This is a genomic window from Agromyces molybdatiresistens (assembly GCF_052748445.2).
Window position 1 is genome coordinate 3,290,669 of record NZ_CM188258.1, and the last position, 15,868, is coordinate 3,306,536.

Sequence of the window (15,868 nt, forward strand, 5' to 3'; positions counted from 1 at the left end):
ACGGTACGAGGGGCCGCCGACATCCGTGTCAGGCGGGCCGCGCGTCGCCCGACCGGTGGACGATCGGCGCTGCGATCGACACGGCGGCGCTCGGCCCGCGGCATCCGCTCTGGCTATGGTCGAGGCGGAAAGGGGCGCACATGAGCCAGCCCGGGAACCTCCGTGGATTCGACTTCTTCTCGGCGGGCGAACTGCCCGCGCCGGCCCTGCCCGCCGACGAGGTCGCCGCGATCGTGCGCGAGCGGTGGGCACTCGACGTCCACCTCGACCCGCTCGGCAGCCAGCAGGACCAGAACTTCCTCGCGCGGAGCCGCGGCGAGCGCGGCGCAGCGCGCGAGGTCGGCACGCCGATCGGCGTCGTGAAGATCGCGAATCCCGCGTTCACGGCCGACGAGGTCGACGCGCAGGACCACGCCGCCTCCCGGATCTCCGCCATGGCCCCGCACCTGCGCATCGCGACCACGAGCCGTGCCGACGACGGCACCCCGCGCTCGGTCGTCGCCGAGACGAGCGAGGGCGAACTCGCCATCCGTGTGCTCGAGTACCTCCCGGGCGGCACGCTCACCGGGCCGGCGCACCTCTCGCCCGCCGTGGTCGCTCGCCTGGGCGAGATCGCCGCGCACGCGAGCCTCGCACTCGCGGACTTCGACCATCCCGGGCTCGACCGCGTGCTCCAGTGGGATCCGCGCCACGCCGACCGCGTCGTGGATCTGCTCGCGCACGTCCACCCCGATCCGGCGAAGCGCGAGCAGGTGACGGATGCCGCGGCTCGCGCCTGGGCGGACGTGCAGGCCGTCGCCGACGGGCTGCCGCTCCAGGCCGTGCACCTCGACCTCACCGACGACAACGTCGTGTGCACGACCGGGCGCGGCACCCGGATGCCCGACGGCATGATCGACTTCGGCGACGTGACCCGGAGCTGGGCGGTCGCCGAGCTCGCGATCACGATCTCGTCGGTGCTGCACCACGCGGGCGCCGAACCGTGGTCGGTGCTGCCCGCCGTGCGGGCGTTCCACGCGCTGCGGCCGCTCTCGCCCGCCGAGGTGCGGGCCCTGTGGCCCCTCGTCGTGCTGCGGGGCGCGGTGCTCGTCGTGAGCGGCGAGCAGCAGGTGCAGATCGACGGCGGCGCGAACGCCTACGCGGCCGAGGGCGTCGAACGGGAGTGGCGGATCTTCGAGCAGGCCGTCTCGGTGCGCTCCGTCGTGATGACGCACCTCATCGCCGACGCACTCGGCGTCGACCTCGGTGGTCGAGGTGCGCCGCCGGAGGCGACGCGTATCGGGACCGCCCCGGCGATCGACCTCTCGGCCGCCGCCCGCATCGACGTCTCGATCACGTCGGACGACGTCGACTCGGGCGCCTGGCTCGACCCCGGCCTCGAGGAGCGCCTCGCGCTCGCCGCGCTCGACGCGGGCGCGCCGATGGCCTGGCTCGAACGCGCGACGCCCCGGCTCACGCGGAGCCGCACGCACTCGGCCGAGTCGGCGGCGACCGTGCCGACGGGGATCGACGTGTGGTTCGCGTCGGCGACGCGGCTCTCGGCGAGCGGCGCCGGACGCGGCGACACCGAGGGCGCGCCCCGACTCGTGGTCGAGGCCGCCGACGGCATGACGATCCTCGACGGCACGATCCCGGCGCGCACGCGCGCTCGGATCCGGCTCGAGGCGTCCGACGCGCCGCACCACGTGCCGCACCTCGTGCGGCCCGAGGTGGCACGGGGATGGCTCGCGGTCACGATCGATCCGGCGACGGCGATGGGGCTGCGCGGGGCCGGTCCCGATGCGCCGCTGCGCGCCGACGCGTCCGACGGAGGCGGCGACCCGCCCGCCGACCCCGCGCGCGACGCCGCAGACCTCGTCGCGCGGCGCGACCGCTCGTTCGCCGACGTGCAGGAGCACTACTACGACGCTCCCCCGCGCATCGAACGCGGCTGGCGCGAGCACCTCGTCGGCACCGACGGCCGCGTCTTCCTCGACATGGTCAACAACGTGACCCCGCTCGGGCACGGGCACCCGGGGCTCGCCGCGGCCGTCGCGAAGCAGTTGCGCACGCTCAACACCAACTCGCGCTTCAACTACGGCGCGGTCGTCGAGTTCTCCGAGCGCCTCGCGGCGCTCGCACCCCACCCGCTCGACACCGTGTTCCTCGTCAACTCGGGCTCGGAGGCGACCGACCTGGCGATCCGCGTCGCGATGCTGGCGACCGGGCGACGCGAGGTCGTCTCGCTGCTCGAGGCCTACCACGGCTGGACGTACGCGTCCGACGCGGTGAGCACGTCGGTCGCCGACAACCCGAACGCCCTCGCGACCCGTCCCGACTGGGTGCATCCGGTCGACGCGCCGAACCCGTTCCGCGGCCGGCATCGCGGCGTGGACGCGCGGAACTACGGGCCCGAGGCGGCCGCGAGGATCCGCGAGCTCGCGGCATCCGGCCGCCCGCCCGCGGCGTTCATCTCGGAGAGCTTCGCCGGCAACGCCGGAGGCATCCCGCTGCCCGACGGCTACCTGGCCGAGGTCTACGCTGCCGTCCGCGAGGTCGGCGGGCTGGCGGTCTCCGACGAGGTGCAGGCCGGCTACGGCCGGCTCGGCGAGTGGTTCTGGGGCTTCGAGCAGCAGGGCGTCGTGCCCGACGTCATCGCGGTCGCGAAGGCCGCCGGCAACGGCTACCCGCTGGGCGCCGTCATCACGACGCGCGAGATCGCCGAGCGGTACCGCACGGGCGGGTACTTCTTCTCCTCCACGGGCGGCAGCCCGGCGTCGAGCGTCGCCGGGCTGACGGTGCTCGACGCGTTCCGCGACGAGGGGCTCCAGCAGCAGGCGGCCGACACGGGCGCGTACCTGAAGGGCCGGCTCGAGGCGCTGGCCGAGCGGCATCCGCTCATCGGCATCGTGCACGGCCTCGGGCTGTACCTCGGCGTCGAGTTCGTCCGCGACCGCGCGACCCTCGAGCCGGCGACGGAGGAGACGGCGGCGATCTGCGACCGGCTGCTCGAGCTCGGCGTCATCATGCAGCCGACGGGCGACCACCGGAACGTGCTCAAGGTGAAGCCGCCGCTCGTCGTCACGCGCGAGAGCGCGGACTTCTTCGTCGCGATGCTCGACCGGGTGCTCGCCGAGGGCTGGTGATCGGCGGGGGCTGGTGATCGGCGGGGGCTGGTGATCGGCGGGGCCGCGAGCGGCGCCCGCCCCCCCGACGCGGCACTGCCGGCCGCCCCGGGCGGGGAATAGGCTCGGCCGCGTGGACGGCTCGATCGGTCGGTACACCCTCGACGAGCTCGTCGAGCGCTCCGGCGTGGGCCGCGAGTTCGTCGAGCGGCTGCTGACGTTCGGGGTGGTCGCGCCCGCCGTCGACGGCACGTTCAGCCCGAGCGACGTCCAGCGGGTACGGCTCATCGAGGCCTGCGATCGCGCCGGCCTCGACGCCGAGACGATCGGTGCGGCGGTCTCGGCGGGTCGGCTGCCGCTGACGTTCATGGACGCCCCGCAGTACCGGTCCTGGGCCGAGCTCGGCACCGAGACGTACGGACGGCTGGCCGCACGGCTCGGGATCCCCTTCGACGTGATCCGCGAGACCAGCAGCGCCCTCATCGGCCGGCGACTCGAGCCCGACGACCGGTCACGACGGGACGACGAGTCGATCTTCCGCCTGATCGGGATGGTCGCGGCGCTTGCGGACATCGACGCGATGGTCCGCATCGGCCGGGTGTACGTCGACGGGATGCGACGGGTCACCGAGGCCGAGAACGAGCTGTTCCAGACGTACATCGTCGGCGGACTGATGAGATCGGGGCTGGAGTTCGGGGAGGCGCTCGAGGAGGCGGCGCACCTCGGCGCGGAGCTCACCCCGCTCATGGAGCAGATGGTGCTGACGCTCTACCGCCGACAGCAGGAGCGGGGATGGACCGCTGGAATCGTCGAGGGCATCGAGCGGGCGATCGAGACGACCCTGCCGCACGCCGCACCGGCGCATCCGCCGGCGTTCGTCTTCATCGACCTCGCCGGCTACACGAGCGCCACGGACGCGCAGGGCGACGCCACCGGTGCGCGCCTCGCCCGGGAGTTGAGCGCGATGGTGGAGCGGGTCGTCGCCGACCACGCGGGTACTCCGGTCAAGTGGCTCGGCGACGGCGTCATGGTGCACTTCCGCCAGCCGGAACGCGCGGTGCGTGCGACCCTCGAGATGGTGGACGCGGCACCGACGATCGGCCTGCCCGCCCACGCGGGAATCGCCGCCGGCCCGGTGGTCATGCAGGACGGCGATTACTTCGGACGCGCCGTGAACCTCGCCTCGCGGATCTCCGGCGCGGCCTCGGCCGGGCAGACCCTCGTCACGCGGGCGGTCGTCGAGCTGAACGAGGACCCCGCGCTGTCGTTCCGCCCGGCCGGCGCCCTCGTCCTGAAAGGGCTGGCCGAGCCCGTGGAGGTGTTCGAGGCGACGGCGTCCGGGTGAGCCCCGGGCCACTGCGACGAGCGACGTGCGCGACGCACGGCACGCACACGCGGGCCCCCTGCGGTAGCCCTTGACACCGCCGCGCGGGCGGCGCACGCTGCGATCATGAGGCGCCGGGACCCACCTCGGACCACCGGCCCGGGGCAGGAGCGACGATGACGACCTTCGGCATCGAGGAGGAGTTCATCTTCCTCGACCCCGAGACGATGCTGCCGGCGGATGTCGCGGCCGACGTCCGGAGTCGGCTCGCCGCCGACCCGGCCTGGGGCGAGCACGTCCATCCCGAGTTCCTCGCCTCGCAGGTCGAGTACGCGTCGCCCGTGTTCGAGGACCTCGGCGAGGCCGCCGACCGGCTCCTGGCGTTCCGGCGCGAGGTCGACGCCGACGCCGGCCGCCACGCCGTCTGCGTCGCGAGCGTCGGCACGTCGCCCGACGCGCATCCGTTCCCGTCGATCACCGACACCGATCGCTACCACCGCATCGTGCGCGACATGGCCGGCATCATCGCCGACCACCAGATGAGCGGCCTGCACGTGCACGTCGGCATCCCGAGCCGCGAGCACGGGGTGGCCGCGCTGAACGCGGTGCGGCCGTGGCTGCCGCTGCTCACGGCCATGACCGGCAACTCGCCGCTCTGGCGGGGGTACCTCACCGGGTACGAGAGCTGGCGCACCGTGCAGCTGCGCCGCTGGACGACGGCGGGCTGCCCGCCCCGGTTCGCCGACGCCGCCGACTACGACCGCCGCACGCGTCAGATGCTCGGCGTCGGCGGCCTCGCCGACCTCGCGCTCATCGCCTGGAACGTGCGGCTCTCCGAGCACCTGCCGACCATCGAGTTCCGGATGGCGGACGCCCAGCTCACCGCGGACGACACCCTGCTCGTCGCGGCGCTCTGCCGGGCGCTCGTCGTGCGGGCCGTCGACGAGTACGCCCGGTACGGCGCCGACCCCGGCGCCGTCCGGCCGCTGCGCTCGGTCGACGACCCCGATCCCGATCCCGACGTGCCGCCGGAACTGCTCAGCGCGGCGACGCTCCACGCCGCGCACGCGGGCCTGTCGGGCGGTGCGTTCGACCCCGAGACGGGTCGGCTCGCGCCGGCAGCCGAGGTCGTCCGCGGGCTCGAACGGTACCTCGCCGAGCCGCTCGAGCGTGCCGGCGACCGCGAGCTCGTGCACGAGCTCATCGGCGGGCTGCTTCGCGACGGGACCGGCGCGGCGCGGCAGCTCGCCGCCTGGAACCGCGCCGGGATCGCCGGCCTCCGACGGCTGTTCGCCGCGACGATCACGGCGCGTCCCAGCACGACCGCGGGTTCGGGCGGGCGGCACGCGCCGCACAGCGGGCACGGGGGGCCGGGAGGCCGAGGCGGCGCGGCCGGGCACGGCGGCCATTCCGGTCCCGCGGTCCGCGCCGCGCACCCCGGGCTCATCGGTCGCACCGACCCCTCCCTGCGCGGCTCCACCGACGACTCCGGACGGATTCAATCGAACGGTTGACGTGGCCGTCGGGCGAGGTTCGTACGCTGACGGCACGGCAGCACGCCGAAGCGGGACCCCGTACGACGGACGAGACCGGAGGAGCCATCCGATGACCTCGACGACCGACCCGAGCACCGAAGCCCGAACCGATTCGACCCGGCGCGGCGGCGCCGCCGACACGACCCGACAGGCGGTCGTGCTCGTCACCTCCCTCCTCGCGATCGTCGCGGCCTTCATCGGGTCGGGCGCCGCAGGCGGCACGCCGATCCAGGACGCCGCCGGCGGCTGGCTCGATGCCGACTCCACGCTCATCGCGCCGGCGCGCTCCGCGTTCGGCATCTGGAGCGTGATCTACACGGGCATGCTCGCGTACGCGATCTGGCAGGTGCTTCCCGCGCAGCGGACCAGCGCGCGGCACCGCCGCATCGGCTACGCCGTCGCCGCCTCACTGGTGCTGAACGCCGTCTGGATCGGCGTCGTGCAGCTCGACCTGCTCTGGCTCAGCCTGCCCGTGATCGTCGTCCTCCTGGTCGTCCTCGCGTGGCTGTTCGTGCAGCTGCGACGCATGCCGCCGAGCGGCGTGGTCGACGCGGTCGTGACCGACGGGTCGATCGGGCTCTACCTCGGCTGGGTGATCGTGGCGACGGCCGCGAACGCGACCGCGGTGCTGCAGGCCGCCGGGTTCGAGGGCTGGGGGCTGCCCGCCGAGGCGTGGGCGATCGGCGTGATCTCCGCCGCGGCGCTCGTCGGCATCGCGCTCGCGATCTGGGGCCGGGGGCGCATCGCGCCGGCGCTGTCGTTGTCGTGGGGGCTCGCGTGGGTCGCCGTCGGGCGCCTCACCGACGAGCCGTCGTCGACGGCGACGGGCATCGCCGCGGCGATCGCCGCGGCCGTCGTACTCCTGGTCACCCTCGTGGCGCGCATCGGGGCGATCCGCTCCGCGCGCGGCGACCGGCAGGCGGGGGCCGCCGGGACGGGGTGACGGATGCTGCGCGGGGGCGCAGCACGCGGGGCCGGGACGTTTCGGGTCGTCCCGGCCCCGTCTCGTCGTGCACGATGGAACGCATGAGCGACGAGCAGGCCCTCACGATCGACGTCGGCGAGGGCGTCGGCGAGGTCCCCGCGGTGCTGCGACGGCCGGACGGCGCGACCGCCACGATCGTCGTTGCGCACGGCGCCGGTGCGGGCAAGGACCACCCCTTCCTCACGGGGTTCTGCCGTGCGCTCGGCGAGCTCGGCGTCGCGACCGTGCGATTCGACTTCCCCTACCGCGCGGCGGGGCGCCGCTTCCCCGACCGTCCGCCGGTGGCCATCGCCACGTGGCGCGCGGTCATGGACGCCGCGCGCACCCGGGCCGCCGACGGCGAGCCCGTCTGGGCCTCCGGGAAGTCGTTCGGCGGGCGGATGGCGTCGATGGCCGTCGCCGAGGGCATGGATGCCGCGGGGCTCGTGCTCCTCGGCTACCCGCTGCATCCGCCTGGGCGCCCCGAGACGTCGCGCGACGAGCACTTCCCCGCACTCGCGGGCGTGCCGATGCTCTTCCTGCAGGGGCGCAACGACCCGTTCGCGATCCCGAACGAGCAGCTCGACCGGCTCGTCGCCGGGCTCGCGCCGTCGGCGGTGCTCGACTGGATCGAGGGCGGGAACCACTCGCTCGAGGTGAAGGGTGCGAAGCGCCCCGCCGCCGAGGTGGGCGCCGGCCTCGCGCCCCGCGTCGCGGAGTTCGTCGCAGCGCACGACTGACCGGATGCGGAACGGGCGCGCACCGGCCACGCGCCGTCCGGCGCCGTCGCACCCGACGCCGCCCTGTCCCGCAGCCGAGGGACCTAGGACCCCGCCCACGAGCCGCGACGCCCGGCATCGTGGCCGGTGACGAAGGGGGAACGTCATGACCGCCTACCAGCCCGAGCCGGCGCCCGGCCCGAACCCGCAGGTCGCGCGGGCCGCGCAGGCCGCCACCTCGGACCGCTCGTTCATCGCGACATGGCTCTTCGCCTGGCTGCTCGGCGTGCTCGGCGTCGACCGCTTCTACCTCGGCAAGGTCGGCACCGGCATCCTGAAGCTGCTCACGGTCGGCGGCTTCGGCATCTGGTGGCTCGTCGACCTGGTGCTGACGCTCACGAATACCGCGAAGGACGCCGACGGCAGGCGCGTGATCGGAACCCGCCAGGAGCAGACGATCGCCTGGATCGTGACCGCGGTCGGGATCCTGCTCGGCTGGGTCGCGACCGCCGTCTCCCAGTCGTTCGCATTCCTGACCGACCAGCTGCTCCCGGCGCTGCCCTGGACGTAGGGGCGGATGCCGCCCGGCCGGCGCGAGCCGGCCGGGCGACGGTGTCGTCACATCGCCGTGTAGCCGCCGTCGACGAGGTGGTAGCTGCCGGTGATGAAGCTCGCCGCGTCGCTGCCGAGGAACGCGACGAGCGAGGCGACCTCCTCGGGCTCGCCGAGACGGCCGATCGGGTGGAGGCCCACGAGGGCCTGCTGCGTCGCCTCATCGAGGCTGGCGTCGATCAAGGGGGTCTTGATGAACGCCGGGCCGACCGAGGTGACGCGGACGCCCTGGGCGGCGTACTCGATCGCGGCGTTCTTGGTGAGGCCGACGAGTCCGTGCTTGGCGCTGACATAGGCCGACGAGTTCGCGAAGCCCACCGACCCGAGGATCGAGGCGATGTTCACGATCGAGCCTCCGCCGTTCGCGGCGATCGCGGGCAGTTGCGCGCGCATGTTGAGGAAGATCGAGCTGAGGTTCACCGAGATGACCTTGTCCCAGCTGTCGACGGGGTAGTCGCCGATGAGCGCCACCGCACCGCCGATGCCGGCGTTGTTCACGGCGAGCTTCAGCGGTGCCAGCGCGTTCGCCGCGTCGAGGGAGGCCGCGATCCAGTCGGCGTCGGTGACGTCGCCGACCGACGCCTCCGCGGTCCCGCCCGCCGCGCGGATCTCCTCGACGACGGACGTCGCGTGCTCGCCGTCGAGGTCGTTCACGATCACCGAAGCCCCGCTCGCGGCGAGGAGCAGGGCGATCGAACGCCCGATGCCGCTGCCGGCTCCGGTCACGATCGCCGATCGGTCGGACACGTCGTAGGTTGCCATGTTCCCTCTCCTCGCCTGCGTTTCGATCCGGTGACGGATGGCGCGTACCGCCTGTCGCCACGCCCTCCCACCGTAGGCAGAGGCTGCCGGGTCGTGCCGGGCCTTGAGTCCTGAGGAACGATGCGGCACCCTTACGAACCGCTTACGCTCCCCACCGCGAGGGCGCCGCGCCGCGCCGCCGGACGTAGCCTGAGGTCATGCCGACCGACCGCCCGCCCGTTCGGCGGCTGCGACCCGCGCTCGCGGGCGTCGCGGCCGCGGCGTTCGGCGCCGGTGCGGGCGAGCTCGCCGCGGCGATCATCGCGCCCACCGCCTCGCCGTTCGCGTCGATCGGCGGCCTGCTCATCGATCTCGCACCGCCGTGGGCGAAGGATGCCGCGATCGCCCTCTTCGGCACCGGCGACAAGCTCGCCCTGCTCATCGGCGTCGGCGTGGTGCTCGTCGCGGTCGGGGCCCTCGCCGGGGTGGTCGAGGCGCGGCATCCGCGCTGGGGCCGCGGGATCTTCGCGCTCCTCGGCGTGTTCGGCGCGCTCGCCGCCGCGACCCGGGCGAACGCGTCGCTGCTCGCGATCCTGCCCGCGTCGATCGGCGCGCTCGCGGCGATGGCCGCGCTGTCGATGCTGCTCGCGCGGCTGCCCGCGGAGCGGCCGCCCGCGGAGCGGGACGTCGAGGCACGGACGCCCGCGGCATCCGCGTCGACCGGGTCGATCGCCGAGGTCGACCGGCGCCGTTTCCTCGCCTGGGTCGGCGGCACCGCCGCGGTCGGCGTGCTCGCCGCGGTCGCGTCCACCGCACTGTCGGCGGGTTCGCGCGCGGTGAGCGCGGTGCGCGAGGCGCTGCGGCTGCCGGCGCCCGCGACGTCGGCGCGAGTGCCGGCATCCGCGGAGCTCGGCATCGACGGCCTCGCGCCGGTCATCACGCCGAACGCCGAGTTCTACCGGATCGACACGGCGCTCACCGTGCCGCAGGTCGACCCGGCCGACTGGCGGCTGCGGATCCACGGCATGGTCGAGCGAGAGGTCGAGCTCACGTGGGACGAGCTCCTCGCCCTGCCGCTCGGCGAGAGCGTGACGACGCTCGCCTGCGTGTCCAACGAGGTCGGCGGCGACCTCATCGGCACCGCGGTGTGGCTCGGGTACCCGATCCGCGAGCTGCTCGCGCGTGCCGTGCCCGGTGCCGACGCCGACATGGTGCTCTCCCGCAGCATCGACGGCTTCACGGCGTCGACTCCGCTCGAGGTGCTCACCGACCCGGGTCGGGAGGCGGTGCTCGCGGTGGGCATGAACGGCACGCCCCTGCCCGTCGAGCACGGATTCCCGGTGCGCATGGTCGTGCCCGGGCTGTACGGGTACGTGTCGGCGACGAAGTGGGTCACCGAGCTCGAGGTGACCCGGTTCGACCGTGAACGCGCCTACTGGTCGGATCGCGGCTGGAGCGAGCGCGGCCCCGTCAAGCTCTCCTCGCGCATCGACGTGCCGCGCGCCGGGCAGGGCGTCTCCGCGGGCGCCGTCATCGTCGCGGGCGTCGCCTGGCACCAGCACACGGGCGTCGCCGCCGTCGAGGTCCAGGTCGACGGCGGGCCGTGGCGGCCGGCGACGCTCGCGACGGCGATCAACGCCGACACGTGGGTGCAGTGGCGATACGAGTGGGACGCTGCACCCGGCTCGCACACCGTGCGCGTTCGCGCGATCTCCGCCGACGGCGAGGTGCAGACTGCCGAACGCGCGCCGGTCGCGCCCGACGGCGCGACCGGCCTGCACGAGCGCACGTTCGACGTCGGCTGAGCGCCCGGTCCTCGGGCTCGGATCAGCTCGTCCCGCCGTCCGGGTCGGCGAATCGCGCGGCGAGCGCGACCGCGATCTCGCGGTGACGCAGCAGGAAGGCGCGCTCGTCGAGCTTCTTGCGCCGGAGCCACGACGTGACCTCGTCGTTGCACTTGCTCGCGTTGCACGACCCGCACGCCGGCACCACGTTCTCGAGCGTGTAGCGGCCGCCGCGCGAGATCGGCAGGACGCAGTCGCGCTGCAGCGCCCGGCCGGTCGAGCCGCAGTAGGCGCACCCGCCCCACTCCGCCGTGAGCGCGTCCCACTGCGCGGCGTCGAGGTCGTGCGTGACGCGCGCCATCCGACGCTTCCGTCGTCGCGAGTACACCGCCGAGCGGGTCCGGCTGGCCGCCATGGCGCCAGCGTAGCCCCGGCCGACCTCAGGTCCGGGTCACAACGCCGGGGTGCGCGGCGGCGCGGCACGCCTGGGCGCGAGCGCCTCGAACGCGGCGGCGAGGGCCAGCAGGGCCGTGTCGTCGTGGGCGCGTCCGGCGAACGTGAGGCCCGCCGGCATCCGGATGTCGCGCATGAGCCCCATGGGCACCGTCACGGTCGGGATGCCGAGGTGCCGCGGCACCAGGTTGCCGTTCGCGACCCACACGCCGTTCCGCCAGCCGAGGTCGGCGGAGTCGGGGTTCACGTCCATGTCGGCGGGGCCCACGTCGGCGACCGCCGGGAACGCGACCGCGTCGAGGCCGAGGTCGTCCATCCACTGCTCGAGGTCGACGCGGCGGGTCTCCTCGAGGCCGCGCAGGCCGCCCTCGAGCTCGGGCATGTCGTCCCAGCTCGCATCCGGATGCGCGCGCACCCACTCGGGGTACTCGGCGATGTCGTCGTCGAAGCCCGTGTACCGATCGGGCAGCGCGCCCTCGGGCTGCGGGAAGATGCGCGACCCGTCGACGCCGGCCAGTGACGGCAGCGCCGGGTCGCCGTTGTCCCGCAGGAAGTCCTCCCACGCCCACGCCGACAGGTCGACGATCTCGCGCCTCAGGTACTCGGGGCTCACGAGCCCGCGCGTCGCGATGGTCGGCGCGCCCGGGCGGTCGCCCTCGTAGTTCGACACGACCGGGAAGTCGACGAGCACGACCTCGGCGCCCGCCGCCTCGAGGTCGCGACGCGCGGCCTCCCACAGCTCGATCACGGTGTCGCGCGTCTCGATGCGCTGCCCCGTCGACCCGCCGATGCCGACCGTGCCGCCGGGCTCGGCCGTCCCCGCCCCGGGGTCGGCGTTGACGTACATGCGCGGCACGCCGATCCGCTTGCCCGCGAGTGCGGCGTCGCCCCCGCCCCGGGGGTCGTTCTGCGCCACCTGCGTGGGCTCGGTCGGTGCCGGATGACGCGGACCGACCCCCGGAGCGGATGCCTCGGGGAGGAGCGCCCGGTAGGAGGGCGGGCGGACGGCGGATGCCGCGGGCAGCGCGATCCACGGCTGCGCACGCCAGAAGTCGCCGCGCGTCTCGGCGTCGTCGGCGACGATGACGTCGAGCACCTCGAGCAGGTCGGCCATGGTGCGCGTCTGCGGCACGACGACGTCCATGGTGGGCACGAGCGGCCAGTTGCCGCGCGTCGAGATGACGCCGCGGCTCGGCGTGTACGCGCAGAGCGCGTTGTTCGACGCGGGGGCCCGGCCCGACGACCAGGTCTCCTCGCCGAGGCCGAACGCCGCGAAGCTCGCCGCCGTCGCCGTGCCCGACCCGTTCGACGAGCCCGAGCCGAACGCGGCCGTGAGGTAGGCGGCGTTGTACGGGCTCTCGGCGCGGCCGTAGACGCCGCGCTGCATGCCGCCGTTCGCCATGGGCGGCATGTTCGTGAGGCCGAGGCAGATCGCGCCCGCGCCGCGCAGGCGCTCGATCGTGAACGCGTCGCGCTGCGCGACGAGTCCGGCGAAGGCCGGGCTCCCGGATGCCGCGGTGAGCCCCTTCACGAGGTACGAGTCCTTCGCGGTGTACGGGATGCCGTCGAGCGGCCCCAGCACCTCGCCGCGCGCGCGGCGTTCGTCGGAGGCGCGGGCCTCGGCGAGCGCGTCGGGGTTCCGGACGACGACCGCGTTCAACGCGGTCTCCGTGTCGGGCCCGTCGTAGGCGTCGATGCGCGCGAGGTACGCCCCGACGAGCTCGACCGCGGTCGTGCGGCCGTCCTCTAGCGCGGCCCGGAGGTCGGCGATCGACGCCTCGACGACGTCGAACGGCCGGTCGGATGCGGCGGGCTGCGGGCTCATCGTGCGACTCCGTCGATTCCGTGCACAGGAGATCCGTCGATGCACAGGATGACGAGGCCGGGTTCCGTCCTGCGGATCGCCGATCCTCCTGTGAACCGCGGATGGCGCTGGAGACGGGCCGGGCTCATCGCACGACCTCCAGCGCGGGCTGCTGCTGGGTGATGCAGTGGATGCCGCCGCCGCGCGCGAAGATCGGTCGCGCATCGACGGTCACGACGCGGCGTCCGGGGTACGCCTCGCCGAGGACCTCCGCCGCACGGGCGTCGGCCTCGGGCTCGCCGAAGCCGCACGCGACGACGCCGTCGTTCACGACGAGGTGGTTCACGTAGCTCCAGTCGACGAACCCCTCGTCGTCGCGGAGGGTCGCGGGCGCGGGCAGGTCGACGATCTCGAGCGGGCGGCCCGCGGCATCCGTCTCGCCCTCGAGCTGGGCGCGCAGCGCGCGCGTGACCTCGAAGTCGGGGTGCGCGGCATCCGCTTGGTGGTGGAGCAGCACGCGGCCCGGCGCGGCGAACGTCGCGACGATGTCGACGTGGCCGTTCGTGCCGAAGTCGTCGTAGTCGCGGGTCAGGCCGCGGGGCAGCCAGATCGCCTTGGACGCGCCGATCGTGCGGGCCATCTCGGCCTCGACGCGGGCGCGGTCGGCGTACGGATTGCGGCGCGGGTCGAGCTGCACGGTCTCGGTGAGGAGCACGGTGCCCTCGCCGTCGACGTGGATGCCGCCGCCCTCGTTCACGAGCACCGAGCTGACGAGCTCGGCGCCGACGTGCGCGGCCGCGAACCGGGCGATCCCGGCGGAGACCTTCCACTCGGCCCACTCGGGCGCACCCCAGCCGTTGAAGATCCAGTCGACCGCACCGAGAACGCCGGGGCGCTCGTCGTCGACGACGAAGGTGGGGCCGAAGTCGCGCATCCAGAACTCGTCGAGGGGCGCCTCGACGATCTCGATGCCGGAGTCGGTGCCGAGCATCCGCCGGGCTCGCGCGAGCTCGGACGGGTCGACGACCATCGTCACGGACTCGAACTCGGCGACCGCGTGGGCGACCGCCGTCCAGGCCGCGTAGCCCCCCTCGCGGTGCGCGTCGCCCTCGCCGAGGGTCAGGCCCTCGCGGGGGAACGCCATCCAGGTGCGTTCGTGCGGAGCGGTCTCGGCGGGCATGCGCCAGGTCATGCGGGGTCTCCGTTCGTGCGGGCGGATGCCGCGGCATCCGTCTCGATGATGGCAGCGGATGCCTCGGCCGAGGCGGATGCCACGGACGAACCGGATGCCGCGCCCGGCCGCTTCGCAGGGTCCCGGTACGGGCTGGTGGTCAGCCAGAGGATCGCGTAGATGCCGGCGCCGAGCACTGGCCCGACGATGGCCGACAGGTCGGCGCCGCCGAGGGCGTTCGAGATCGGGCCGACGTAGAGGGTCGTGTTCGCCGAGAGCACCGCGATCGTGATGGCTGCGACCATCGCGACGACGCCCGGGAGGAACACGCCGCCGCGGTACCAGAACGGGCCGCCGGGGCGCGTGTCGTCGAGGGCGGCGCCGTCGTAGCGGTTGCGGCGGAGCACGATGTCGATCGCGTAGATCGACACGAGCGGGCCGAAGACGGTGACGGCGAGTTCGAGCGAGGCGCTCAGCGCGTCGAGGAAGCTCGGGGACAGGAACAGCACCCACCCGGCGGCCGCCGTCGCGACGATGCCGGTGACGATCGTCGTCGCCGCGCGCGAGATGCGCTGGGCCAGCGCCTGCGCGTAGAAGCCGGTGGAGTAGGCGACGAGCACGTTGTTGGTGATGCTCGAGAGCACGATCATGCCGAGGAAGATGGGCGTGAACCAGGCCGGCACGATCTCGCCGATGGTGAGCTCGGGGTCGGTCATGTCGATCGCCGTGCCGGCGATGACGCCGAGCGCGCCGATCAGCACGGCGGGCACGAAGCCGCCGAGCGCGGTGTACCAGGCGACGGCCTTCTTGGAGACATCCGCCGGCAGGTATCGCGCGTAGTCGGCCCCGATGCCCCACGACAGCGGGCTCGAGGCGACGATCGCGAAGCCGAGCATGACGAGGGCCCAGTGCTCGGCCACGGGCATGGGGGCGACCTCGTACGTCCAGTCCGCGGCGCCGAACACGAACACGGCGAGCACGACGAACACGACGGCGAGCGCGGCCGAGAACCACGGGGCGAGCGCGAGGATCGTCGCGTGGCCGTAGACGCCGATGACGAAGCTCAGCACGCCGACGACGAGGAGCACGACCCATTCGCCGCCGGACGGCAGGCCGATGCCGAACTGCGCCAGCAGGGCGATCGCGCCGAGCGTGGCGAACGCCACGTTGATGATCTCGTAGAACAGGCCGATGAGCACGCCGAGCCCGGCGCCGAAGACCTTGTTGCCGCGGATGCCGAACATCGCGCGCATGATCGACACGCTCGGCGAGCCCGAGGCGGGACCGCTGACCGCGAGCCAGCCCACGAGCGCCCACCAGAGGTTGCCGACGACGGTGATCGCGAGCGCCTCCCACAGCGGCAGGCCGAGGAGCATGAGCACACCGCCCACGACGAAGTAGAGGTATCCGACGTTCGCCGACATCCACACCCAGAAGAGGCTCGACGGGCGGCCGTGCCGTTCGGAGGCGGGGACGTGCTCGGTGCCGTGCTGCTCGACGTGGCCGACGCGGTCGGCGGCCGGGGCGGCGTGGGCGGGCTGGGCGGCCGGGGCGGCCGGGGCGGCCGGGGCGGATGTCGCGGGCGCGCCGGGCGCGCGGGAGGACCTCGCGGCGACGCGCGTCTCCTCGGGGGTCTGGATGCTCATGTGCGGAACCT

The 15,868-nt window shown here is 74.0% G+C and carries 12 protein-coding genes; 7 read left to right on the top strand and 5 right to left on the bottom strand.

The features are described from left to right. Positions 1–140: 140 nt before the first annotated feature. The 6 genes from ACULK2_RS15195 (at position 141) to ACULK2_RS15220 (ending at position 8,217) form a co-directional block, all read left to right on the top strand. Entirely contained in the window at positions 141–3,125 is a 2,985-nt protein-coding gene (locus ACULK2_RS15195) for an aminotransferase (RefSeq protein WP_445969894.1), read from the top strand. A 112-nt stretch (positions 3,126–3,237) separates the two neighbouring features. Continuing rightward, on the top strand, positions 3,238–4,449 hold the full coding sequence (locus ACULK2_RS15200; RefSeq protein WP_445969895.1) for an adenylate/guanylate cyclase domain-containing protein: 1,212 nt from the start codon (positions 3,238–3,240) through the stop codon (positions 4,447–4,449). A gap of 155 nt (positions 4,450–4,604) precedes the next feature. Continuing rightward, positions 4,605–5,942 (top strand): carboxylate-amine ligase, encoded by a 1,338-nt coding sequence (locus tag ACULK2_RS15205; protein ID WP_445969896.1) that lies wholly within the window; start codon positions 4,605–4,607, stop codon positions 5,940–5,942. Positions 5,943–6,033: 91 nt separating this feature from the next. Further along, the gene (locus ACULK2_RS15210) at positions 6,034–6,906 is read left to right on the top strand and encodes a TspO-related membrane protein (RefSeq protein ID WP_445969897.1); all 873 of its coding nucleotides are present in this window, start codon (positions 6,034–6,036) and stop codon (positions 6,904–6,906) included. Between the two features lie 83 nt (positions 6,907–6,989). Next, the gene (locus ACULK2_RS15215) at positions 6,990–7,667 is read left to right on the top strand and encodes an alpha/beta hydrolase family protein (protein WP_445969898.1); all 678 of its coding nucleotides are present in this window, start codon (positions 6,990–6,992) and stop codon (positions 7,665–7,667) included. 145 nt (positions 7,668–7,812) lie between these two features. Further along, complete coding sequence (locus tag ACULK2_RS15220; protein WP_445969899.1) at positions 7,813–8,217, top strand: TM2 domain-containing protein; 405 nt, start codon at positions 7,813–7,815, stop codon at positions 8,215–8,217. 47 nt (positions 8,218–8,264) lie between these two features. Here ACULK2_RS15220 and ACULK2_RS15225 read toward each other — a convergent pair whose 3' ends face one another. Beyond that, on the bottom strand, positions 8,265–9,020 hold the full coding sequence (locus ACULK2_RS15225; RefSeq protein ID WP_445969900.1) for an SDR family NAD(P)-dependent oxidoreductase: 756 nt from the start codon (positions 9,018–9,020) through the stop codon (positions 8,265–8,267). 197 nt (positions 9,021–9,217) lie between these two features. Between ACULK2_RS15225 and ACULK2_RS15230 the strand changes: the two genes are divergently transcribed. Continuing rightward, entirely contained in the window at positions 9,218–10,804 is a 1,587-nt protein-coding gene (locus ACULK2_RS15230; RefSeq protein WP_445969901.1) for a molybdopterin-dependent oxidoreductase, read from the top strand. Positions 10,805–10,826: 22 nt separating this feature from the next. Here the strand turns inward: ACULK2_RS15230 and ACULK2_RS15235 are convergent, their stop codons facing one another. The 4 genes from ACULK2_RS15235 to ACULK2_RS15250 all read right to left on the bottom strand — a co-directional run bounded on the left by ACULK2_RS15235 (position 10,827) and on the right by ACULK2_RS15250 (position 15,857). After that, entirely contained in the window at positions 10,827–11,198 is a 372-nt protein-coding gene (locus ACULK2_RS15235; RefSeq protein WP_445969902.1) for an HNH endonuclease, read from the bottom strand. Between the two features lie 36 nt (positions 11,199–11,234). Next, the gene (locus ACULK2_RS15240; protein WP_445969903.1) at positions 11,235–13,061 is read right to left on the bottom strand and encodes an amidase; all 1,827 of its coding nucleotides are present in this window, start codon (positions 13,059–13,061) and stop codon (positions 11,235–11,237) included. A 124-nt stretch (positions 13,062–13,185) separates the two neighbouring features. Continuing rightward, entirely contained in the window at positions 13,186–14,232 is a 1,047-nt protein-coding gene (locus ACULK2_RS15245) for an agmatine deiminase family protein (RefSeq protein WP_445969904.1), read from the bottom strand. Beyond that, complete coding sequence (locus tag ACULK2_RS15250) at positions 14,229–15,857, bottom strand: purine-cytosine permease family protein (protein WP_445969905.1); 1,629 nt, start codon at positions 15,855–15,857, stop codon at positions 14,229–14,231. The genes ACULK2_RS15245 and ACULK2_RS15250 overlap by 4 nt, the downstream gene beginning before the upstream one ends. Positions 15,858–15,868: the final 11 nt, after the last annotated feature.

What these genes read in the sequence shown, in the direction of transcription:
- ACULK2_RS15210 (WP_445969897.1), top strand. Translation starts at nt 6,034, where the DNA reads ATGACCTCGACGACCGACCCGAGCACCGAAGCCCGAACCGATTCGACC.
- ACULK2_RS15220 (WP_445969899.1), top strand. Translation starts at nt 7,813, where the DNA reads ATGACCGCCTACCAGCCCGAGCCGGCGCCCGGCCCGAACCCGCAGGTC.
- ACULK2_RS15195 (WP_445969894.1), top strand. Translation starts at nt 141, where the DNA reads ATGAGCCAGCCCGGGAACCTCCGTGGATTCGACTTCTTCTCGGCGGGC.
- ACULK2_RS15250 (WP_445969905.1), bottom strand. Translation starts at nt 15,857, where the DNA reads ATGAGCATCCAGACCCCCGAGGAGACGCGCGTCGCCGCGAGGTCCTCC.
- ACULK2_RS15215 (WP_445969898.1), top strand. Translation starts at nt 6,990, where the DNA reads ATGAGCGACGAGCAGGCCCTCACGATCGACGTCGGCGAGGGCGTCGGC.
- ACULK2_RS15240 (WP_445969903.1), bottom strand. Translation starts at nt 13,061, where the DNA reads ATGAGCCCGCAGCCCGCCGCATCCGACCGGCCGTTCGACGTCGTCGAG.
- ACULK2_RS15205 (WP_445969896.1), top strand. Translation starts at nt 4,605, where the DNA reads ATGACGACCTTCGGCATCGAGGAGGAGTTCATCTTCCTCGACCCCGAG.
- ACULK2_RS15230 (WP_445969901.1), top strand. Translation starts at nt 9,218, where the DNA reads ATGCCGACCGACCGCCCGCCCGTTCGGCGGCTGCGACCCGCGCTCGCG.
- ACULK2_RS15225 (WP_445969900.1), bottom strand. Translation starts at nt 9,020, where the DNA reads ATGGCAACCTACGACGTGTCCGACCGATCGGCGATCGTGACCGGAGCC.
- ACULK2_RS15235 (WP_445969902.1), bottom strand. Translation starts at nt 11,198, where the DNA reads ATGGCGGCCAGCCGGACCCGCTCGGCGGTGTACTCGCGACGACGGAAG.
- ACULK2_RS15245 (WP_445969904.1), bottom strand. Translation starts at nt 14,232, where the DNA reads ATGACCTGGCGCATGCCCGCCGAGACCGCTCCGCACGAACGCACCTGG.